Source organism: Fibrobacter sp., assembly GCF_017551775.1.
In the GTDB taxonomy this organism is placed as follows: Bacteria; Fibrobacterota; Fibrobacteria; order Fibrobacterales; family Fibrobacteraceae; genus Fibrobacter.
This window is the reverse complement of record NZ_JAFZKX010000086.1, coordinates 22,110-44,251: the sequence shown is the minus strand read 5'-3', so window position 1 is coordinate 44,251 and position 22,142 is coordinate 22,110. Positions and strand designations below refer to the sequence as shown.

The following is a 22,142-nucleotide window of genomic DNA, read 5'->3' as shown; positions in this document are numbered from 1 at the left end:
GCCTAATCCGCAAGTTTATGCGGGCCTAGAAACGCGCCTTGTCAATTTCCATATCTAGAAACGCGCGGCCTGCCGCTCGGGCAAATTCTTCCAGTAGCGTACCGGGAGGCAACGGCGCAGCAGTTTCGGGTTCTCGCGCTCCTTGATGGCGATGGAATTGTAGTAGTCCTGCCACAGCCGGGTATAGTCATCCGAATTGATCGCATTTATCAGCGCCGCATCGTCGGGTATGTCGACGACCCGGCATTTTCCGGTCTTTTCGTGGAGCAACGCGTACCTGCGCTTCGCATCGTAGATAACCCAGTTCCCGTCCGCAAAGCGGTTGGTGAAATGCGATTCCATCAGCAAAAGGATATCGTATTTCGGTTCAATCTTCGCGACGTAGAAATTGCCCGGAGCTTTCGAGAAGCGGACCATCCCGAGCATGCCGCCTGCCTCGTGCCGCACGGAACCCGCAATCTTGTACAGCGGGAGCATCTCGGGCGATGCGGGATTCTTGCCGTAATTCGGGTCGTCGCCCGCGAACAGTTTGCGCAGGAACGCGAGAATCATCATCTCGATGCCCGCCTCCTCCGAAAGGAACGCCGTCTCAAGCAGGTTCAGTACGTCCTCGCTCGCATAGTTCACGATGGCGCGTCGCAGGCGCATTGCGGAATCCTCGTTCGCCTCCACGCGGAAGCGCTGCTGGAACAGGTCTCCCGCAGTTCCCGCATCACGATCAGGGACAAAACTTTCTACGTCGAGGTGCTGCGAATAGATTTCGAAAACGGCACTCAGGAAGCCGTCGAAGGTGGAATCGTATGAAATGCAGATAGACATGCTTTTTGCTCTGTAGTCAAAGGTTTTTAGAAATCACGGGGAGAACGTATTTATCGAAAGCCGCCGTCCGGATTCGCCTCTACCCCGCCGCCAGCAGTTGCGGTCGTGCCGGCAATGCAAGCGATGGCACACTGGCCGCGGGAATCACCGGTGCAGGCACGGAAGCGACGGACATCGGCATGGCGGTTGCAGGGAGCGGCACCGTCTGCGCAGGTACAGGCATGGCGCTCGACAAATGCGTTACTGACGGCGCAGGCATAGGCATAGGCATCGCGGCCGCGGGCATTGCAGGCGACGGCAACGCGGGCGTTTCCAGCGGGCTGAACAAGTCGAGCTGTTGCGATTTCGCGGGCGCAATCAACAGGGGGCGAATCATCTCGGGATAAAACTGCCGGATACCCGCGGGAATATCGGGATGGTAGATGAAGTACTTGGCGCGCTTCAAGACCACGCCCATCTTCTTCAGGGTTTCCAGGCGAATTTTGCTGTACCTGCGGCTCGAAACAATGAGCTGCGCCGACTTCACGCCGATACCGGGAACCCGCAAAATCATCTCGTAATCCGCCGTCTGCAAGTCGACCGGGAAGAACTCCGGGTGCCTAAGCGCCCAGCCCGCCTTCGGGTCCAGATTCAAATCCAGATTCGGATGTTTAGCGTCGAGAATCTCGTCGTAATCGAACTTGTAGAACCGCATGAGCCAATCGGCCTGGTACAGCCGGTGTTCGCGCACCAGAGGCGGCTTGGTGGTAAGCGCTGGCAGGCGCTTGTCCGCATTCACGGGTACATATCCCGAAAAATACACGCGTTTCAGGCGCTGCTGCTTGTAAAATCCCGCCGACAGCGTGAGAATCTGGAAATCGCTCTCGCCCGAGGCGCCCACAATCATCTGCGTGCTCTGCCCCGCCGGCAAAAAGTTCGGAGTATACCGCCCCCGCGAGCCGCCGTACTCGATTTTGCGCTCAGCAAAGTAGTTCATGGGGCCATAGACCGAACCATAGTTTTTTTCGGGAGCGAGGTACGTAAGCGAGCGCTCCGACGGGACCTCGATATTCACGCTGGTGCGGTCGGCATAGAGCCCCGCCTCGTGAAGTAGCGCCTCGGACGCCCCCGGAATGCTTTTCAGGTGAATGTAGCCGCCGAACCGGTGCACCCTCCGCAGTTCCTTGGCCACCCGCACAAGCCGTTCCATCGTGGCATCGGGCGAACCCACCACGGCCGAACTCAGGAACAGGCCCTCGATGTAGTTGCGGCGGTAAAATTCCAAGGTCAGGTCGATAACCTCTTTCGGAGTGAAGGTCGCCCGCGGGATGTCGTTGCTGCGGCGGTTCACGCAGTAGGCGCAATCGTACTTGCAGGCGTTCGAAAGCAGAATCTTCAAGAGCGAAACGCACCGCCCGTCCGAAGACCACGTATGGCATATTCCCGCCGGGCAGGCATCGCCCAAGCCGCTCGGGGGCGCGGAACGCCTGGAACCGCTCGACGAACAGGAAACGTCGTACCGGGCGGCAGCGGAAAGAATATTCAGTTTTTCACGGACATCCATATTCTACTCATTTATTCACTTGAACTCATGTGCACTATAAAATATAATACATAGTGAACAAAAAAGCAAGAATTTCCCCATTTTTTCAAAAAAAAGAATTGTAAACTTCCTTTTATAGACAAATCATCCATAAGCAATCGTATCAACCGTGTAATATTAAAAACACATCATATTAGATTATTACAAGGAAAGATGAGTTTCCAATGAGTTTTGGGATAAAAGGAACACTGATGAGCATCAAGACAAACAATCTTTTGACTACGGCTTGCCTCCTCGCGGTCTGCGGCATGGCTTCGGCATATTCCCTGTCGGGTACCGTTTCCGATGAACAAGGCAAAGCCCTCAAGGGAGCCTCGGTAAGCCTCCTCAAGGAAGGCAAATCCACCACGACCGACGACCAGGGCAAATTCACCATTCACGAAGACGAGCCGGATGATACCCTCACGGCAATCCACTCCTTCCGTAATTCCGTCGGTTACATCGGAATCAATAACGGCATTCTTTCGTACTCGCAGAGCAGTACATCTCCAGTACAACTAAAGATTTTCAACTCGCTGGGCCACCAAGTTTTTAAGAAGACCTTGCAAGGCTCTGGTTCTTATGATTTGAGCAAGGCCGTCAAGGCCCGTGGCACTTACTTTACGCAGGTTTCCGTGGGTAGCGCCAAGCAGAATTTCAAGTTCTCTACAGAAGGCAACTACAGCGGTACATTCGGTACGCAGACCGGAAGCCTCATGAAGGAAATCCAGCAGGGCGAAGCCGTCCGCTTCGTCGCCGAAGGCTTCGATACGCTTACCGTACCGCTCGGCACGCTCGATACCACGCTCGACGTGAAGCTCAAGGCAACCGCTCCGCAGTTCAAGTTCGGCTACGCTATTGGCAACGACCCCACCCCCAGCAAGGGATGCGGCACCAACTCCACGCTCAAAAAGGTCAAGAGCGTCGAAAACGGCGAACAGTTCGAGATCAGGGTCGGTAGCGACACGCGCAAATACTTCATCACGCTGCCCAAGAACTACGACAACAACAAGCCGCACAAGGTGCTCTTTGCGCTGCACTGCTACGGTAGTAACGGCGAGGACTTCGTGCACCATGCCGCGGACTACGACCATCCGACTCCTTACTATGGCCAGCAGGTGCTCGACAAGAACGGAGACTATATTTTCGTCTCGCTCGATGCTATCGGAGGCCTCTGGAACAAGGGCCAGGGCGACCACGATTTCTTCGCCCAGACGCTTACCGCTCTGAACGAGAACTATTGCATCGATACAAGCCGCGTGTTCATTACGGGCTTCAGCTACGGCGCCATGTTCAGCTACTCCTTGATGCAGGACATGCAGAGCCGCGTGCGCGCTGCCGCTACCTACGCTGTGGCCGATTACAACATCTGGCTCCCCGAAGGCAACAACATGAAGAACCTGCCCATCGCTTGGATGAACGTACATGGCGTGAATGACAGCCGCTGCGATTACAGCCGCGCCAAGACCAGCGCCCTCCCGAGAATCCTGAAGCGCAACGGCAAGGCCGACGCCGACGAAAACTTTACTGACGCAAGCAGCGAAAAGCCCGAAGAAGTCAGAGGCAATACCGGACACGTCTGCTATGACTTCAAGAACGTTGACGAACGCTTCCCGGTCAAGTGGTGCAGCTGGCCCGGAGACCACCAGTGGACCGCTCACGACACCGGCAACATGGGCATCGGCTGGAACTGGGAACAGACATGGGTTCCTGAAGAAGTCCACAAGTTCTTCGAGCAGTTCTAGAATTTACCTCCATAACCAAACCCAAAGACTTGCCAGAAATGGCAAGTCTTTTTTAGACCGCTCGCTCGACGTTTGGGGTATCAAGACCTCCGGTCTCTCACTCGCTCTCGCACACGCCACGGCTTAACGCCTGTGGCTTTGGTGCTCACGGTTAGACCGCTCGCTCGACGTTTGAGGTATCAAGACCTCCGGTCTCTCACTCGCTCTCGCACACGCCACGGCTTAACGCCTGTGGCTTTGGCGCTCACGGTTAGACCGCTCGTTCGTCATTTGGGGTATCAAGACCTCCGGTCTCTCACTCGCTCTCGCACCCGCCACGGCTTAACGCCTGTGGCTTTGGTGCTCACGGTTAGACCATTCAATCGACGTTTAGGGCAATTTCTTTTCGGCGCACGTCATTGACACCCTATTGTATTGTTGTTATTTTACGTCTGTAAAAAAAGGACGCAGAAAATGGCAGGCATAACTTACGAAATCGAAGACAAGGGCATCCTGGAGCAACTCCGCGCGGATGCGACACGCGCAGCGGAAGAACTCGTCGAGGCGGCGCACCTGGGCAAAGGCCAGATTGTCGTAATCGGATGCAGCACGAGCGAAACGCTCGGTCAAAAGCTCGGGAGCCATTCCGTTCCCGAAGCGGGCAAGACCATTTTCGAAGCGCTCCAGGGAGTTTTCGCACCGCGCGGAATCTTTATCGCCGCGCAGTGCTGCGAGCACCTGAACCGTGCCATCATTATCGAACGCGAGGCCGTCCCGAACGCCGAAATCGTGAACGTCGTCCCTCAGCCCAAAGCCGGCGGCTCGTTCGCGACCGCCTGCTACAAGGCATTCAAGAACCCCGTCGCCATCGAGCATATCAAGGCCGACGCTGGCCTCGACATAGGCGGCACCCTTATCGGCATGCACTTAAAAGAAGTCGCCGTACCCCTCCGCCTCTCGCAGAAAAACATCGGGCAGGCCTCACTCGCCGCCGCCCGCACCCGCCCGAAGTTCATCGGCGGTGACCGCGCCTTCTACGACGTGCGCCTGAAAGACGGGTATCCGAAGTCATGCTGACGCCGGTCAACATCAGATTTCCGACCCTGTCCCCGTTCCGAGGATTATATCCACTAAGTAGCAAAGCTGCAAGTGGCTATTAAAAACAAGTTCAGGGTGACTATGCCGGTAATTACAGTGGTTTGTGGCGGTGCATCGCCCGGATATTCTTGGGCAGCACTTCCTTGTGCCACTTGATCCACTCGTCGTAATAAATGTACTGGCGTTCGCGCTGTCTGAAAACGCGCCCGTGGACAACGCGCCTGCCGTTCTTCTCTTCGACAGGGATGACCACATGCAGGCATTCATGGTACACCACGCCCGCGACCGCATAGAGCGGGCAGTTCGCGGCATCGTATCCTTTGCTGATGCTTATCAGGTGGAATTCCTCGCCTGTCAGCGGGTCCTTGCGCTTGGAATGGAAACTCAGTCCCCCGACGCGGTTGCTCCAAGTGATGCGGCACTGCAGCGAATCCTCGAAGTACGTATGGTTGATAGCCTCCAGCACTTCGTCGAGATTGAAATAGTGGCCCTTCGGCCTTATGGGCGGAAGCCTTCCCCCGCTTTCGAGCGGAGCATGCCCCTTGTCCACGAGCACCTGGTCCACCACCGCCCAGAACCGCACGACCAGATCTTTGACAATTTCCTTGTTCTTCTTGGTCTTGCGCCTTACGGCATGTTCCGCCCACTCGGCGGCAAGCTCGCGCGCGGCCGCAAACTCGGGCGCCTCCATGTAGCCCGGGAGCAGCACTTCCGGATGCCCGAACAAGAAATTCGCCTTGCACCTTATGCTGCGCTTCATGCGCGGGTTGTACTTGAAATGCACGAGGCCGTTCGCGGAACACTTCGACATCTTCCGTGCAAGCGAAGGGTCCGGACCGGCGGGTTCAACAAGCGGCAGGCCCAGCTGGTCGAAAAAATCCATCTGTCCGGAGCCACTCATCAGCCCAGTACTCCTTCAAAGGCGTTCATCGAAACGAGCCCCCCGAAATAGCTTTCGGGAAGTTCCAAGCCGGCGTAATGCTCCGATATGCCGATAAGCGCCTCCTCGATATTGTCGGGAAGGTACACGATGTAGCTTTCGTTCTGCGGAGTCAGGAGCGTCTCGGGTCTGCAGAAGCAAGGGTCCGTCTGGCTAAAGTACATGCGGCACGATACCGGGCGGAACCCGTAGATGCGGCAATCGCCCTTCCGGTCCGAAAACGGGCACGGGACCCACTGCGCGAAATAATCATGGAGGGCCTGGTCCTCGGCTTCATCTTCCGAGTTCACCGCCTCCAGTCGCTTCTCAAACAAGTTATTGAACATGTCCGCACGCCTGCGGCACGATTCCATCACCGTAATCAGGTCGTCGCTCTTGCGCAGTTCCTGGTAAAGGAATATCAGTTCGAAGGGTTCCACCGACATCGGGTAATGATGGCAACAGTTCCCGCAGGCCGCCCTGCACTGGATAGGCTTGTCCTGCTGCGGCAAGACCGCCTTCAGGTACAAATCGTACGCGGCATGGTATTCCCGGGCGAAAGAGATTATATTCGGGAGTTCTTCCTTCAAGTTGTCGAGCCCGATGGCGTAGTCCCGCCCGAGTTTCTCGGCAATCAAATCCAGCCTGTCGCGTTCCCCGCCCAAAAGGCTCCCCAGACGCATTTCGGCGATTCTGTAGGCACGGGTTGGGAAATAATCACGACAAAGTTCCATTGGGCACAAATATATTTTCTAAAAGCCGTCCTGTCCATTTTTTTACGCAAAAAAAGGCATTTGCACCACAAACAGGAAAAAAAGCACAAAAAATAAAACTTTTTTCCAAAAGAAAGTTATTTTTTGCTTATAGATTATCTTTTGATAAATCGATTTTTGGGGGAACGACACATGAACCGTATAAAGAGGCTGTGGCTGTGCATCGCACTTGCGCTCATGACAGGCATAGTAGGATGCAACATTTTTAATCCGACAGATTCCGTCCACATCAAATCCAACGACGCAGACGCGCTTACCTACGAAGGCTATATCTATTTCCGCAAGGGCGAATATACCATGGCCAGGGCTTATTTCGAAAGGGCACTCGCTGCGGATTCCGCCGCCTCGGAAGCATGGTACGGACTCGCGAAGAGCGTTTTGAACCAGCAGAAACTGAACGTTTTCGAAATGCTCAAGTACACCAAAACAAAAGGCGGACAGAGCGGGTTCATGAGCATGGACGACTCCACCGCGACCCACTACAAAGACGGCATCGATTCCGTACTGAAAGTCCTGGATCCGTTCATCGTAAGGGACACGACCGGCCAGACCGACAAAAAGGTGACGTTCAAGACCATTTCGGCAAGTTACACTATTCTCCACCTCACCAAGGCCGCGCTCATCCTGCGCATCTTTTCCAAAGACCTGACAAAGATGTTCATCGCGTCCTTAGACCCGCCCATCATTGATATAGACTGGGCTGCCATGAAGGACTTGGGCAAAGAAGCTTTAGAAGTTTTCAGCACGCTGGGTGATGTCGGCAGGGCGGTTGCCGCCGACCCGAGCATCGCGACGGATATCATGCGTTCCTATGTTCCCGAAGCGGCGCTCTTCTCCGACAGCGGGCTCACGGTCGCAACCGAAACGATGGCCTCTTACGTCATCAACGCCAGCGAAACGGTCGAAAAGAGTTCCGACGGCTTCGCGGGTTACATCTCAATGGCCGACCTCATAGACAACGACGGCGACGGATGTATCGACGAAGAAATTGCCGACGGCTACGACAACGACGGTGACGGCCTCATCGACGAAGACATGCGCAACAACAAGCTCATGGTTCTCGAGACGGACTTCCTGAAGCATAAAATCGGGCAGGTGCAGTCGGTGAACTCGAGCGAAACCTACGACGTCATTGATATCGACATGAACGGAATACCGGCCGATGAACCCGAAAGGACCTTCTACATCAAGAATTCCAACGACCGCGATGTCGTAGGCAACTACATGTTCGAAGCCTTCACCGGCAACTTCTTCTGGAGCAAGTCGGAGTTCGCACTCACCGACGTCATGAAACTGGTCAAGGAAGACACCGACATAAACAACATAAAGTACAACCTCGCGTGGCGCAAGGCCTACGTCGGCGGATGTTGGAACAACTACAACGAAGAAACCTTCCTCAAGTGGTTTGAAGGGAGGAACTAGCAATGAGACTGATTCTTGTAGCATTCTATGTACTCGGATTTGCGGTAATCGCCCTTGCCGCCAAGGCACCGACCCACCATTCCATGCGCGGCGAATCCATGGGTAACGCCCACGTGGCCGTCGTCGACGACAAAGAAGCCATTTACTACAACTACGCGGGGCTCTCCCAAATCAACCGACTGGGCAACTACAGCAAGCGCCCCGAACAAGGCTACTACCCGCGCAACTTCTTCGGAGACGCGCGACTGAACCTGGGCGGCGCAGGCCCCTTCGAAAACTACTTCTCCACCTATAACGTGGCGAAGGATTTGCAGAAGCTCTACCAACGCGTGCACAAGGCAGCCGAAACCACGGGCCTCGACGAAAACGAGTTGCTCATGGATACGCTGTCCACCCATCCCGAACTCGTGCACAAAATCAACTCATACGACCACCAGTACCTCACCATGAAACTCAAGATGGATGCGGAACTCGCCCTCCGTGGTTTCGGCGGCGCGATATGGGTCGACGCGAGCGTGGCACCGTACCTGGACGGAGGCCTGGTGCTCCCCTTCATCGGTGTGGACACGTTCTACGTGGACGCCGTGATACAGGGCGGTTTTTCTGTCGCATTCACCAACAACTTCTCCGTCGGTATGGGCTTGAAGGCAGCAAAGCGCCACAAGGTCGAGGTCATCACCGTCGACATCCTGAACTACTCCTCGCTGCAAGACACTCTCGATGACCGCTACCACGACGCGGCCGACCATATATTCGATTCCAAATCCCTCTCCTTCGGTCTTGATTTCGGCGTGCTCTACCAGCTCACCCGCGAAATCCGCGTAGGCGCATCGCTACGTGACGTCTACTTCAAGGATTTGGCCGGAGATACGATTACACCGAACTTGAGCGTGGGCATAAACTACAGCCCGAGATTCTTCAACAAGAACACGGCCTATGCCCGAAAGTTCAACGTCGCCTGCGACTTCGCGGACGCCATCAACTCCGAGAAGAACTACAAGATCCTAAGCCACCTGAACTTCGGCCTCGAAGTGGAACAGACCCTGCTCGCCTGGCCCGGCTACAACAACGAAATCCGCGCGCTGAGCCTGCGCCTCGCCGGCGGTTTCAAAGGCGGCTACCCTTCCGCAGGCGTAAGCCTCGAAGTACTCCATCTCGTGACATTCGAATTCACCACATGGGCCGAAGAACTCGGATATTTCACCGGCCAGGATGAAGAACGAATCTACATGGGACAAGTCAGTATCGGTTTCTAGCGGAGCGTAGGCGCGACGGCACGCAGCCATTCGCGCATCGCATAAACGGAAACCTTCTGGGAATGCGCGGCACGGGCAAGCTTCTTGCCGAAACTTGTCGCCATCTTTTCGGGGTTGAGCGGAATGCCAACCCTACCCAGGTCAAGCCTATCGGCATCGTAGCAGGTATTGACAGTCGCATCGTCCGAGGCTCGCTCGTGCGTATGCATCCGGCAGGCATGATATAGCTTGTTGAACTGTTCCTGCGTGATATCGAGACGCTTTTCCTCGAAGCACTGCTTTGCGAAGGCGGCACCACGTTCCCCGTGCTCGCCGTCGTACGCATCATCCTGCCGCTTGCAGTCGTGGAAAAGCGCGAACAGGCGCACCACCGTGATATCGGCTCCCGTTACCGGCGCAAGCAGCAGCCCGTTGAATTCCACCTGCCGCCAATGCGCAAGACCGTGGTAGTCCGAATCGAACACCCGATTTTCAAAAACGTAATCTTGCAAGGCGGCGAAGTCAATCATAAGGTGGTCAATAGTTCCTAGTTACTAGTTCATAGTTTTTCTGTTTAAAACAGCTTCTTTCCTTCTGCATTACTAAAAACTAGTAACTCAGAACTCGTAACTCATTTTCCGTAATTTTCCTTCAGTTCCATCAAACGCTGGAGGGCCTGCATGGGAGTCATTTCCTCGGGCTTGAGTCTCCGGATTTCGTCCTTCAGGAGCTGCGTGTTTTCGTCGGGCGGGGCGAACATGTCAATCTGCGGATGTTCCTTCTGCTTTTTCTTCACGGCGCCGTCACTCGGGTCAATCTTTTCCTTCTCGAGACGGAGCAGAATCTTGCGCGCCCTCCGGACCACATTGTTCGGGAGGCCCGCCATTTCAGCCACATGGATGCCGTAGCTCGAATCGCAGGCGCCCGCGAGAATCTTGTGGAGGAACACCAGCTTGTCGCCCTTCTCCTGAACGGCCACCTGGAAGTTGCCCGCGTGTTCGAGCCCTTCGACAAGCCCGGTCAATTCGTGGTAGTGCGTCGCGAACAGCGTAAGCGCCTGCCTTGCGGGTTCGTCGTGGAGCGTTTCCACAATCGCCCAGGCAATGGAAAGTCCGTCGAACGTGCTGGTGCCGCGCCCGATTTCATCGAGCAGCACGAGGCTGTGCGGGGTCGCATTGCGCAGGATGTTCGCGGTCTCGATCATCTCGACCATGAACGTCGAAAGCCCGCGGCTCAGGCGGTCGCTCGCACCCACGCGGGTGAATATGCGGTCCACAACCCCAATGCGGGCAGATTCCGCCGGCACAAAGCAGCCGATTTGCGCCATCAAAACGATAAGTCCGGTCTGTCGCAGGTATGTCGATTTACCCGCCATGTTCGGGCCCGTGATGAGCATCAGGCGCGTTGCGTCGGGCGAAAGCGTCACGTCGTTCGGGATGAATTCCTGGTCGGGATTCACCGCGACAATCACGGGATGGAAACCGCCCTTGATCTCGATTCCTCCGTCTTCGACCACCTCCGGGCACACGTAGTTGTACCTGCGGGCCGCCCGCGCGAAACTGTACAGCGCGTCGACACGCGCGATAGCATCGGCAATCTCCTGGAGTTCGGCACGCGATGCGTTCACGCGGTCGCGCAGTTCGCAGAAAATCTTGTATTCGAGCGCATGGATGTTCACTTCGGCATTGCTGATGACGGATTCGCACTCCTTCATCTCGGGAGTGATATAGCGTTCGCCGTTCACCGTCGTCTGCTTGCGGATGTACTCTTCGGGTATGGGCTGCGTGGCCTTCGCCATCTGCGCCTTGGTAATTTCGATGTAGTAACCGAACACGCGGTTGTAGCCGACCTTCAGTTGCGGAATTCCGAGGCGTTCACGTTCGCGCACTTCGAGGTTCGCGAGCCATTCGCGGCGTTCCTTGATGTCCTCGTTCATGGCATCGAGTTCGGCATTCGCGCCCGGACGGATCATTCCGCCTTCGCGAACGGTGAGGGGCAAGTCTTCGTTGAAGTTGTCGAGCAACTGCTCTCCGCGGCCCTTCGCCTGCACGAGCTTTTCTCGCAGGCCTTCGAACATCGGGGCGCGCAGGCCCTCGAGCACGTCGGCAACCCGGGACGCCTGCATAAGCGAGCGTCCCATGCCCGCGAGGTCGCGGGCGTTGGCGCGGCCCGAGCCGACACGGCCCATAAGGCGTTCCATGTCGAGGATGGACGTGAGGGATTCCTTCAGCTCGTCGAGCGCCACGGGGTTGCCGACAAGTTCCCCCACGGCTTCCTCGCGCTCACGAATGCGCGGAACCGAAATCAGCGGGTGGCTCACCCAGTCCTTGAGCGTACGGCCGCCCATCGCGGTAACCGTATTGTCGAGCACATAGCACAGCGTACTGGAGTAATCGTCCGCATTCAGCGGGCGCGTGAGCTCCAGATTCCTAAGCGTACTCGGATCGAGCGTCATGTAGTCGTCGAGATTCAGAATCTCGAGCGTCGTAAAATGCGAAAGTTCGGACTTTTTCTGGTCCATCAGGTAGGCCATCATGGCACCCGTGACGCAGGTCTCGCATTCGCGTCCGTCGAGCCCGAGCCCCACCAGAGATTCCACCTTGAAGTGCCCATACAGCACGTCACGGCACTGCTCTTCCCCGAACATGAACGGGGGCAGTTCCGTTACCAGCACGTTTTCGGCCTTCACCAGGTCCATCACGGGCTGCGGAATGCTGCAACCTTCCGGCACGATGATTTCCTTGGGCATGCGTCGGCTGAACTCGCATTCAAACGCCTGCACGCCGCTTTTGCATACGGCCAAATAACCCGTCGTCACATCGGCAATGGCGAACGCGGCATCCTTTTCCGCAGGCATGTACGCAAAGAGGTAGTTCGCCTCCTTCGCGTTCAGGTTAGCCTCGTTCATCGCGGTGCCGGCACTGATAATTTCCACGATATCGCGTTTTACGATACCCTTCGCGAGTTTCGGGTCTTCCACCTGCTCGCAAATCGCAATCCTGTAACCGGCCGCCACCATCTTCGGCACGTAACGGTCCGCGGCATGATGCGGGAACCCGCAGAGCGGGGTGGCTCCCGAAGCCCCGTTATTGCGGCTCGTGAGCGTGATACCTAATATCTTGGAAGCGATGACGGCGTCGTCCTCGAAAAGTTCGAAGAAGTCGCCCATGCGAAAAAACAAAATGCAGCCGGGATTCTGTTTCTTGATCTCGTAATACTGCTGCATCAACGGGGTAGCAGCCATTACAGGTCTCCCATCGAAAGTTCAATCTGTTCGGGATTCTGTTCCTGTTCCACCGGTTCGGTCGGGCCCGGATCGGGCTTCGCGTATTGCGGCACGAGCGTCCCCGCTTCCAGGAGTTCGCTGAACTCGCGCAGGCGCGGCAGGTCCTCGGGAATGCGGTTGATGCCGAAATACTTCATGAATTCCTGGGTGGTAATGTACGTGTAGGGGTTGCCCACCGTCTCGGCGCGGGCGCCCAAGGCAATAAATCCCTTGTCGAGCAAATTGCGGATAGGACCATCCACCGACGACACGCCGCGCACCTGTTCGATGGCCGCCTTCGTAATCGGCTGCTGGTAGGCAATCACCGCGAGCGTTTCGAGGGCCGCCTGGCTCAAACGGCGGGCATTCGCCTCCGGAAACAACTTGCGCACCCACGGGTAATACTTGGCGCGGGTCCTGAACCGGTAACCGCCGGCCTGTTCCACAATCTCGAACGGAGAATTAATCTTGTTCAGCGAGTCGTTTGCGGCTATGAGAGCATCAGAAACGGTGCGCGCATCCAAAAAATCGCCTAGAATTTCACGCAACTTCTTCATCGTCACGATATCGGGCGACGCAAATACGATAGCCTGGATTATGCGGGCAAGGTCCTCGCTGCTCTCCACTTTCGGGAGCTCTTCTTCGACTTCCTCAGCAATTTCATCCATATTCTGAACGTTTTCACTCATACTACCCAATGTAGTAAAAAGTGCGGCAAAAAGAGGCCTAGAACTGGAAATACAGGAACGGATTGTAGCTCTGCGTAAACAGGGCAAGCGTCGCGAGCACGAAGAGCCCGAGGGCAACAGCCGCCTTCCAGGGCTTCACCTCGCTGCACCAGTCAAAGCTGCGGAACTTCCACAGAGAAAGGACGGCGGCCACAGCCATGAATACCACGCAGGTGGGCGTAAAGATTTCGGCCGAAAGGATGGCATCGGCAGCGCTTACCGGGTTGAGCCCGAGCATCGCCTTCCACATGCGCCACGCTTCGCCAATGCTATCGGCACGGAACAGCACCCAACCGAACAGCACGATGACCTGCGTAATCAAGATCTGCACGACCTTCGGGGCCTTCCAGTAGAAGGCGTTCTTGTTGTTCGCGCGTTCCACAATCATGAAGAAGGCATGGTACAGGCCCCAGCAAACGAACGTCCAGTTCGCGCCGTGCCACACGCCGCTCAGGAACATGACCATGAACAAATTAAAGTACAGGCGCTTTTTGCCCACGCGGTTTCCACCGAGGGCGATGTACAGATAGTCGCGGAACCAGCTGGTAAGCGAGATGTGCCATTTTTTCCAGAAGTCCGTGATGCTCACCGCGCGGTAAGGGCCGTTGAAGTTGCGCGGGAAATGGAACCCGAGCATAAGCCCGAGGCCAATCGCCATGTTGCTATACGCCGAGAAGTCAAAATAAATTTGGAACATGTACGCAATGGAACCCCACCACGTATTCAAAACACCCGGAGCGGCGGCGGCAAACACGCGGTCAGCGATGATGCCCACCTGGTTCGCGAGGAAAATCTTCTCGGCAAAGCCGAAGCTGAAGAACATGATGCCGCGGACGAAGTTTTCGAGCGTGTGCGTACGCGTTGCGAGTTCTTCGGCGACCGTATTGTAGCGCACGATCGGGCCCGCGACCAACTGCGGGAACAGCGCCACGTAGCAGGCGAACGTCACGAAGTCCTTGACCGGAGGGGCCGTACCGCGCCACACGTCGATGGCGTAGCTCATGGACTGGAACGTGTAGAACGAGATGCCCACCGGCAACAGCACCGTCATCACGGAGAACGGCTCGCAGCCGAGCTTCGCCACCACGTCGTTGATGACGCCCATGCCGAACATGTAGTACTTGAAGAAGCCGAGCGCGCCGAGGTTCACGACAATCGCCGCGAGGAGCGCCAGGTTACGCTGCCGCTTGCTCGCGCCCGGTGCAGAAATGAACCGCCCGCTCACGTACACCACGAGCGTGGAGCCGAACATCAAGAAGACGAGCCACGGCTCGAGCCAGCCGTAAAAGATGTAACTGAATATGGTAATGAAGAAATTGAGACCGGAATGCTTCACCCCGGCACGGAACAGCACGAAATAGCCAACGAGGAACGTCGGCAGAAAATAGAACAAAAAGATTTGGGAAGAAAAAACCATATGTAGTAGTTAGTTATTGGTCACTAGTTATTGGTTTCAACAATCGCAGCTACGCTGCACAAACACATTCTAATGACTAACGACCAATGACTATTGACCATATTCTACTCATTAACTTCCACAGCCAGGTAGCGCGGGGCTTCATCGTCAAAGTATTCGTCTTCGACAGCGCCGTCCCAGTTGCCTTCGAGCGGCACAATCTTGAGCGTGTACTTGGCCTTCGCCTTGAACTCGCCCACGTTGCCCTTGCTCTTGTCGGCCATCTTGTCCTTGACCTTGCCGCGGGCGATGAGCGGGTTGTACACACCCACGAGGATTTCCTTCGCGTCAAGCTTGCCCGAAACGACTTTCAGCACCTTGTACTTGAACACGTACACGTAGCTGTACAGGTCGTTGCTCGGCATCTTGCCCGGGATTTCGGTCAGGCGGGCTTCGACAGTGACGGGATCAGCCGCCAGCGTGAAAGCCGCAGCCGCGAGAATGGCGATAAAAAGTTTCTTGAGCATAAGTCAAATATACAAAAAATAAATGTTTCAAAATTCTCTAGAACTTCAAGTACAGGGCCGACCCTTCAGAACTTCTATTCGCATAGAATATGTGGATATGATGCCAAGAGCCATCTTTCCATGCACCCTTGTCGTCCACACGTCCTTCGCAGTAATCTTTCAGGGGGTCACCCGCATGGCACCCATGCCCTTCCGAAGCAAGGCTCTTCAAATCAACCTTTCCTCTGGCAGGCAGATGCGTTCCACCCAAATCCAAAGCCAGCACGCCATCGACAAAGACCCACAAGTCGTCTTGGGAAGTAAACTCGAACACCTTGCCCGCATCCTTCTTATACTTGAACGGTGCGTAGCCCATCATGGTATAGCCAGCATTGCGCAAATGCCAAAGTCCAATAATGTTTACCGCCATCGCAGCATTTATGGCAGCGTCACCCACTCTCGGGCCTCCATTCAACAACCATTCAGAGCACAAGCCGTATGTATTCGCAAACCTGTTATCGTTCTGCGTCGACGCATACTCATATTTATAAGGAGGGCAGTAAATAGTCAAGCTCTGGGGACCGAACTGATTTGGGTATTTCGGGTTTATCGAAACAAATTCTGACCTGTCAGAAATGGAATCCAGTGGATAGAACCCACCATTATTCCAGTCATACGAAATTCCCATCGAGTTTGCATCAAGCGAAGTAAGGGGCAACGTACCATCGGAACGCTTGTTCAAATCGTTATCGGTGAACCACTGTTCAAAATACTTGTTGTCGCAAGCATCGCGCGCCTTGGCAATGTTCGGCTCATGCAAGTCCGGCTTGCCGTCTTCCCCTTTCGGGAACGAAAGAACCGGTTTCACCATGTTCGATGTAATATAGACCCTCTCCGACCACAAAAGGCCATGGCAACGCTTATTACACTGGTGCGTTGAGTCCGATCCCCAGTCTTCTATCGCATCGGAGCAAAGGTCGTGAACAAAACCGCGCATTAGCGTATCGACCTCATCACAAAACCTAAATTCGCCATACCAGACTTGAGCGGAATTTTCAAGCACAGGCGTTCCGTATTCAGGAGTCTTATGGTTACCGCAACCATAAGTCGCATAGCCGCCGGGAATCTCACGGCGCGCCATCCAATCCGCATTGTCCGCATAACCGGGATAAACCCACGTATCAAAGTTTTTGTACGCGCTCGTCTGGCTTGCGTAGGCAGCCGACTGGAAGTTATCGAAATCGGGATAACCCGCCTCGAAGTCTCGCAAAACGATTTCCAGTTCCTTGATATCTTCACTTGCATCGACAGGATCAATCGCACCACGACTAGAAGAACTCACCTTCTGTTCACCATCCTGCGAATTCACTTTCCCGGCATCTTCACTTGAATCGACAGAGTCAATCGCTCCATGACTAGAAGAACTTCCCTTCTGTTCATCGCCCTGCAGATCCTCATCATCCTGCAAATCCGATTCCGGACCAACAAGAATTTTATTACGAGACGCATCCGACGGAGAATCACAGCCAAAGACCGCAAAAGCCAAGAGGCCAACAATCCCCAAACGCATAATTTTATTCATTCTTCCACCTATTTTTTATACAAGATAGAAATATGTGCAATCTTCGCTCTATTCGTTGCCGCAGCAAAAACAAAGAACCCCGCTCTTTCGAACGGGGTCCTAAGCTGCTTCACTTGGACTCGAACCAAGGACAACGCGATTAACAGTCGCGGGCTCTACCAACTGAGCTATGAAGCATCGTCTGTTAGACGCACCCAAATATAGATATTCCGTCTAACTTGTCAAGGGATTTTTTATGATTTTTTCAAAAAAAACGTTTTTTTAAGCATTTTATTCGCAGTTACTCAAAGTGCACGGCTTTTCATAAGAGCAATTTCGGCCGCATACCCCGGCAATTCGTTCGGAGTCTCGAGGTAGAACGGCAAATTCTTCAATGCCGGATGGTTCACCACGCGCACCAGGGCTTCCAACCCGATGTATCCCGCACCGATGACCTCGTGGCGGTCCTTGTGGCTTGCCAGCGGGTTCTTGCTGTCGTTCAGGTGTATCGCCCGCAAGCGCCCAAGCCCGACAACCTTGTCGAACTGTTCCAGCACCCAGTCCAGGCGGTTCACTATATCGTAGCCGCCGTCATGCACGTGGCAGGTATCGAGGCACACCCCGACCTTGTCCGCCAGTTCCACGCGGTCAATAATCGCACGCAGTTCCTCGAAGGTGCGCCCGACCTCGCTTCCCTTCCCCGCCATGGTTTCCAGCAAAACCACTGTCTTCAAGTCCGGACGGAGAATCGCGTTCAGGTGTTCCGCAATCAGCTCGATTCCCCTTTCCGCTCCCTGCTTCACGTGGCTTCCCGGATGGAAGTTGTACATCGCCCCCGGAAAGTGGTCCATGCGCCACAGGTCGTCCTTCATCACGTCGCGGGCATAGTCGCGCAGCCCCGAGTCCGCCGCACACGGATTCAGCGTGTAGGGCGCATGCGCAAGCGCGGGCCCGAACCCGTTTTCGCGCATCAAATTCACCAGCGCCGCAGCGTCGGCCTTGTCGAAGGGTTTAGCGCTTCCCCCGCGCGGATTGCGGGTAAAGAACTGAAAAACATTTGCACCAATGGAGAGGGCGTCCTCGCCCATCGCCTTGAAACCGGCGGACGAGGACAAATGGCAACCAATTTTGAGCATTACAGACGAATCCTTAGGGACTTGCGTTCATTTCCGGCACGAATCACCAGCATGCAGACGCCACCGCGTTCCGGCATAGCGAGCGACACATTGTTCGTCCGAGAAACGGATTCCAGCGAGGTAGCAGCAAGCGTGCGACCGCTCAAATCTAGCAACATGACATCGGCCGTGGCGCCGGCAAGCGATTCGGAAACGTCAAATGACACATTAAGCGCGGCAGGCATCTTCACGAAGCGGATGTTCTCCAACGATTTCGCGACCGTGAGGGCGGCAGACTTCGGGGAGACCTTGAGTTCGGCCTGAGACGCAGTCGTCGAGAGTTCAAGAACCACGGGAACGCCCGCACGGCAAGGAATAGACTGTCCCTTGTACTCGATAGTCGCCATGAGGCCAAGCGCATCGAGTTCTTCCAGGCCTTCTACTTCCAGCGTCGCCGACTGCGATTTCGCAGACGAAATCGCGAGCGTCCAGGAGACGCTCCCGCCGGAGGGAACGCCCGATTCCGCATATATGCTCTTCGAGAGGCGCTTCACGCCCTTCGCTCCGGCATCGTTACCACCAAGAATGTTCAGGGAGACGCCGCGTTCCATTCCCTCCGGCGGCTCGGCGACGCCCACATTCCGGGCTCCGACGCCAACCACATTCCAGCTGTCCTCGGATCCATCGGTTCCCTTCAGCATAAGGCGGAGGCTCCAGGAACTACCCGACGTACCGCGAGCCGTTTTCGCGAGAGCACGACCATTCTCGGGAAGCTTACCGTATGTTGCCACCGGCTGTTCGGTAAACTTCGGCTCAGTCGAAACGCTGCGCACTGTTTCTTCGGAAACATTCACCCAGAACGCACCGTATGCGGGCAACTTTCCAGCAGGCACATAAGTGCGGCGTTCCGGGTCCCACATCCAGTAGGGCGTTTTGGAATCATCCGCATTCTGGAATTCGGCAACAGAATCCAAGGCTATATCCCACGGATAGGGATTCGCGACCATGTTCCAGCCATAGAACTCGCTGTGGAGCTGCCAATGGAGCGAATCGACAGCCGGCTCATCATCCTTCGCCGGAATAGTTGCCGCCGACTTGGAGTAAATCCAGTAACCTTCCTCGGCCTTAAACTTCGCATCGACAGGCTGAACGACGTACTGCCAGTAATCGCAGGCCACACCGCGCTCATCCCAGCGGAATACCGTAAAGTCACCCGCGTTCGAAACAGTTTTCAAATCGGCAGACCCGAGAGCCGCCATCGTCCAAGTATTGGGTTTCAGTTCGATTTCGTTACGGACATTCCACGTAGACGTTTGAACACTGAGCGTATCGAGCATTACGACGATGTGGTAATCACCCGTCTTAAGGCCTTTATAGATAAAGTTCACCACGGAATCCGTCGAAGTCACGACAAGTATAGAATCGGAAACGACCTTTTCCGATTCCTTGACAAGTTGCACCCGCATCAAGGCCGGAACCGACGATTCGACACGGAAGTTGACATCGACCTTCGCAATGTTTCCCGAGGCATAGACGCCAATGTAATCACAAGCCAGCTTTTTCTCGGGCAACGTACCAATTTCAATTTCCGTCGAATCCTCTTCTTCGTCTTCTTCAACGAATTCGATGCGTTCTATAGAACCGTGAACCACATCGTAATTTTCGAGTCCCAGCAGCCAGGGCAACCCGTCGTTGACGCTGTCGGACCACGCCCATGCCGGTTCGCGCTCCGCGGCCTCGTTGAGGAGATCATTGAAATCCTGCGTGTTCAAAGTGACCATCTCTTTTTTACCATAAGTCTGCAACTCCAAGGTATCGGACGGAGCTGTTGCGACCACTTCGAACCCTTTCTTTTTCAGGTTGGAACCGTCCATCGCCACTCCCGTAAAGTCAATCGCATAGGCCGCATTGATAGAACCGTTCTTGTTGTCCGTCACCGCAAGCCCATAGGCAAGCGGACGGCGTTTCGCATAAAGGTCATCCATGACGAATCCGCCGCGATAGTACACATCCTGTATAAGTATACTCGCGCTCTTATCCTTCGGCATATCGCGAGCGACGATTCCGGCGACGTTCACATAATCCTGCAACGTCGAAAGCAAGGTATCGCAAAGAACGATGGAACCGCGAACAAAGTCATTCGTAATGCGGGTAACCCGCACTTTGTCGTTTATGCCGATCAAGCCGCCAATTCCGAACGAACCCGTATCCAGGGGTTGGAAATGTACTTCGACAAGAGTATCCTGCACACCCGTGGCATAGGAACGCGTCACCGCAAGCGAATCAAGCTCCTGCGTACCGCCAATCAAGCCACCGACGGCAAGCGTACCCGGAACCTTGTACAGCATCAGGTTTCCGGAAAAGTTCGAAGAATCCAAGGAGAGGAATCCCTTAGACACATAGCCGAACAAACCGCCCGCCTTCCAGTCCGTCGCCGTATCGACAGTAGCTACGTGTTCTTCAAGCTGCAGGAGACCGGAATAGGATGCCCCCTTGACCTTCATTTTTGCATTCTCGGAATGGCCAACCAAGCCACCCACATACAGCGGGGACCGATAATCATACAGCATATCGTGCATCTGCAAACGGACTTTTCCCGATGCTTCGGTTTCGTTGATAAGTACCGTCTGAGCGTCCAGGAATCCGACCAAACCGCCAGCAGCACCGCTAAAAGTGATTCCACGAATATCAGATTCCGCAGTCGTACTTTCTATAAGGACTGAAAAGTTTCCTGCGTCATTGTAGAAATCGCCTATAAGGCCACCCGCATAGGCCCTTTGAAAGTAATTCGACTCCAAGTCGATTTGGGTATTCTGCTTGACATCCATGACCGCGACCAGCGAGGTTCCCGTATTATTCTCAACAAAAGCATTCCCGAGAATTCCGCCGACATCGACAAACGGGACCAGAAGGCCCTTCGCCGAAATATCCGCATTGATTTCGGAACTATTGACCCAGAACGAATCCGAAGAAACCGCTTTCCATTGTCCGACAAGCCCGCCCATATAGAAAGCCGTCGAGAAGAAACGATCGGTAGTGGCCGTAGAACGCGCGTTTGTCTTAATATTCGCTTTAACCCAAGTCTGAGTCGCAAGCAAACCACCAGCATCCACCTTGCCTGCGGCACCGCCAATACCCACCGTCTGTACATTACGGTCAAAATCCGCGTTGATATCCATATTGACATCAATAGAGTCAATGAAGAGCTGAACCGTATTGGCGGCATAACCGACAACGCCTCCATAGAAAGCCGAATTAGCATCCACCACGCCTTCAATCGAATCCTGCTTCATCGCAAGCGAAATATTGGACATCATCATCGTGAGGGAATCCTGCACATAACCGAGGACACCGCCCACAGCCAGTTTCGAACGGCTTTCCACGACAAGATCCTTGATACGAAGATTCGATATGGTGACCTTTCCGCGTTCCGGGCCTTTTTCGGGCGCGACGACGGCGCCTAAAATACCACCGGAGAAATGGGACGCAGAGTCAACTTTTACATGCACATTTTCCAATTCCACGTTGTTTATCTGCACGTCACCATCGACCTTACCCACAAACAGGCCGAAATACTTGGCCTGGTTCGCATCGGCATAAATATTCTTGAACTTGAGGTTGCTTATGGAAAGTTGGTGCTCCGCGGTATAGAAAAATCCATAAGATTCGTTATTTATCAAATTATACATGCACAAGTTGGATACCGTAGGCTGCCCTTCGCCCTTGAGTATGACGGAATACGAGAACTTGATCGAATTAAAATTCGTCGAACAGTTTTCGTCCGGTGCATTTTCCAGAAACTCGATGTCATTCTTTACGGTCACCTGGATTGTTTGGAGATCATCGCAGCCCAATTCGCACATCAACAGATATGCGTGCAGGCTATCCCATTCCAGAAACGAACTCACATTGATATCGCAGCGAGTCTTGTCTACGCAACCTACATAGCCGCACCACCCCGCAGTCGCGAGGAGCAAAAGCGCTACCAGGAAGAAATGCCTATTCATACACCACCTCTTT

The 22,142-nt window shown here is 54.8% G+C and carries 15 protein-coding genes, 1 tRNA gene and 1 pseudogene; 4 read left to right on the top strand and 13 right to left on the bottom strand.

The annotated features are described in order from the left end of the window. Positions 1-54: 54 nt before the first annotated feature. Positions 55-819 carry a TIGR03915 family putative DNA repair protein gene (locus IK012_RS10590; RefSeq protein ID WP_290954178.1) on the bottom strand — a complete coding sequence of 255 codons (765 nt, stop codon included), beginning with the start codon at positions 817-819 and terminating at the stop codon, positions 55-57. Positions 820-1,156: 337 nt separating this feature from the next. After that, positions 1,157-2,362: pseudogene (locus IK012_RS10585) on the bottom strand (putative DNA modification/repair radical SAM protein); the annotation flags it as partial. Between the two features lie 230 nt (positions 2,363-2,592). Between IK012_RS10585 and IK012_RS10580 the strand changes: the two are divergent. Continuing rightward, positions 2,593-4,125 (top strand): carboxypeptidase regulatory-like domain-containing protein, encoded by a 1,533-nt coding sequence (locus IK012_RS10580; protein ID WP_290954172.1) that lies wholly within the window; start codon positions 2,593-2,595, stop codon positions 4,123-4,125. A 453-nt stretch (positions 4,126-4,578) separates the two neighbouring features. Then, entirely contained in the window at positions 4,579-5,181 is a 603-nt protein-coding gene (locus tag IK012_RS10575) for a TIGR01440 family protein (protein WP_290954169.1), read from the top strand. A gap of 112 nt (positions 5,182-5,293) precedes the next feature. Here IK012_RS10575 and IK012_RS10570 read toward each other — a convergent pair whose 3' ends face one another. Both IK012_RS10570 and IK012_RS10565 read right to left on the bottom strand, forming a co-directional pair. Continuing rightward, positions 5,294-6,103, bottom strand: coding sequence for a hypothetical protein (locus IK012_RS10570; protein WP_290954167.1), 810 nt, complete (start codon positions 6,101-6,103; stop codon positions 5,294-5,296). Further along, entirely contained in the window at positions 6,103-6,855 is a 753-nt protein-coding gene (locus IK012_RS10565) for a YkgJ family cysteine cluster protein (RefSeq protein WP_290954164.1), read from the bottom strand. The genes IK012_RS10570 and IK012_RS10565 overlap by 1 nt, the downstream gene beginning before the upstream one ends. A 171-nt stretch (positions 6,856-7,026) precedes the next feature. Here IK012_RS10565 and IK012_RS10560 point away from each other — a divergent pair, with 171 nt between their 5' ends. Together IK012_RS10560 and IK012_RS10555 are read left to right on the top strand one after the other, a co-directional pair. Next, a complete protein-coding gene (locus tag IK012_RS10560) occupies positions 7,027-8,316 on the top strand; it encodes a tetratricopeptide repeat protein (protein ID WP_290954161.1) in 1,290 nt (429 codons plus the stop codon). Between the two features lie 2 nt (positions 8,317-8,318). Next, positions 8,319-9,572, top strand: coding sequence for a conjugal transfer protein TraF (locus IK012_RS10555; RefSeq protein WP_290954158.1), 1,254 nt, complete (start codon positions 8,319-8,321; stop codon positions 9,570-9,572). Here IK012_RS10555 and IK012_RS10550 read toward each other — a convergent pair. The 9 genes from IK012_RS10550 to IK012_RS10510 all read right to left on the bottom strand — a co-directional run bounded on the left by IK012_RS10550 (position 9,569) and on the right by IK012_RS10510 (position 22,129). After that, a complete protein-coding gene (locus IK012_RS10550) occupies positions 9,569-10,081 on the bottom strand; it encodes a hypothetical protein (protein WP_290954155.1) in 513 nt (170 codons plus the stop codon). The two genes, IK012_RS10555 and IK012_RS10550, sit on opposite strands and share 4 nt — an antisense overlap. A 101-nt stretch (positions 10,082-10,182) precedes the next feature. Further along, on the bottom strand, positions 10,183-12,795 hold the full coding sequence (gene mutS, locus IK012_RS10545; RefSeq protein ID WP_290954153.1) for a DNA mismatch repair protein MutS: 2,613 nt from the start codon (positions 12,793-12,795) through the stop codon (positions 10,183-10,185). Next, positions 12,795-13,505, bottom strand: a complete 711-nt coding sequence (gene scpB, locus IK012_RS10540) for an SMC-Scp complex subunit ScpB (RefSeq protein WP_290954150.1) — start codon at positions 13,503-13,505, stop codon at positions 12,795-12,797. The genes mutS and scpB overlap by 1 nt, the downstream gene beginning before the upstream one ends. A gap of 37 nt (positions 13,506-13,542) precedes the next feature. Continuing rightward, positions 13,543-14,961: an MBOAT family protein gene (locus tag IK012_RS10535; RefSeq protein ID WP_290954147.1), complete on the bottom strand. Its 1,419-nt coding sequence runs from the start codon at positions 14,959-14,961 to the stop codon at positions 13,543-13,545. Positions 14,962-15,065: 104 nt separating this feature from the next. Beyond that, entirely contained in the window at positions 15,066-15,467 is a 402-nt protein-coding gene (locus IK012_RS10530) for a hypothetical protein (RefSeq protein WP_290954144.1), read from the bottom strand. A 37-nt stretch (positions 15,468-15,504) separates the two neighbouring features. Continuing rightward, complete coding sequence (locus tag IK012_RS10525) at positions 15,505-17,028, bottom strand: fibro-slime domain-containing protein (RefSeq protein WP_290954141.1); 1,524 nt, start codon at positions 17,026-17,028, stop codon at positions 15,505-15,507. 104 nt (positions 17,029-17,132) lie between these two features. Then, positions 17,133-17,205, bottom strand: a tRNA-Asn gene (locus tag IK012_RS10520). Positions 17,206-17,312: 107 nt separating this feature from the next. Further along, positions 17,313-18,143 (bottom strand): deoxyribonuclease IV, encoded by an 831-nt coding sequence (locus IK012_RS10515; protein ID WP_290954138.1) that lies wholly within the window; start codon positions 18,141-18,143, stop codon positions 17,313-17,315. Then, positions 18,143-22,129 (bottom strand): hypothetical protein, encoded by a 3,987-nt coding sequence (locus IK012_RS10510; protein WP_290954135.1) that lies wholly within the window; start codon positions 22,127-22,129, stop codon positions 18,143-18,145. Before IK012_RS10510 ends, IK012_RS10515 begins: the two co-directional genes overlap by 1 nt. Between the last annotated feature and the right edge of the window lie 13 nt (positions 22,130-22,142).

Bases quoted from the DNA above. Each gene is read 5' to 3' on its own strand.
- IK012_RS10590 (WP_290954178.1), bottom strand. From the start codon at position 819: ATGTCTATCTGCATTTCATACGATTCCACCTTCGACGGCTTCCTGAGT.
- IK012_RS10580 (WP_290954172.1), top strand. From the start codon at position 2,593: ATGAGCATCAAGACAAACAATCTTTTGACTACGGCTTGCCTCCTCGCG.
- IK012_RS10575 (WP_290954169.1), top strand. From the start codon at position 4,579: ATGGCAGGCATAACTTACGAAATCGAAGACAAGGGCATCCTGGAGCAA.
- IK012_RS10570 (WP_290954167.1), bottom strand. From the start codon at position 6,103: ATGAGTGGCTCCGGACAGATGGATTTTTTCGACCAGCTGGGCCTGCCG.
- IK012_RS10565 (WP_290954164.1), bottom strand. From the start codon at position 6,855: ATGGAACTTTGTCGTGATTATTTCCCAACCCGTGCCTACAGAATCGCC.
- IK012_RS10560 (WP_290954161.1), top strand. From the start codon at position 7,027: ATGAACCGTATAAAGAGGCTGTGGCTGTGCATCGCACTTGCGCTCATG.
- IK012_RS10555 (WP_290954158.1), top strand. From the start codon at position 8,319: ATGAGACTGATTCTTGTAGCATTCTATGTACTCGGATTTGCGGTAATC.
- IK012_RS10550 (WP_290954155.1), bottom strand. From the start codon at position 10,081: ATGATTGACTTCGCCGCCTTGCAAGATTACGTTTTTGAAAATCGGGTG.
- mutS (WP_290954153.1), bottom strand. From the start codon at position 12,795: ATGGCTGCTACCCCGTTGATGCAGCAGTATTACGAGATCAAGAAACAG.
- scpB (WP_290954150.1), bottom strand. From the start codon at position 13,505: ATGAGTGAAAACGTTCAGAATATGGATGAAATTGCTGAGGAAGTCGAA.
- IK012_RS10535 (WP_290954147.1), bottom strand. From the start codon at position 14,961: ATGGTTTTTTCTTCCCAAATCTTTTTGTTCTATTTTCTGCCGACGTTC.
- IK012_RS10530 (WP_290954144.1), bottom strand. From the start codon at position 15,467: ATGCTCAAGAAACTTTTTATCGCCATTCTCGCGGCTGCGGCTTTCACG.
- IK012_RS10525 (WP_290954141.1), bottom strand. From the start codon at position 17,028: ATGAATAAAATTATGCGTTTGGGGATTGTTGGCCTCTTGGCTTTTGCG.
- IK012_RS10515 (WP_290954138.1), bottom strand. From the start codon at position 18,143: ATGCTCAAAATTGGTTGCCATTTGTCCTCGTCCGCCGGTTTCAAGGCG.
- IK012_RS10510 (WP_290954135.1), bottom strand. From the start codon at position 22,129: ATGAATAGGCATTTCTTCCTGGTAGCGCTTTTGCTCCTCGCGACTGCG.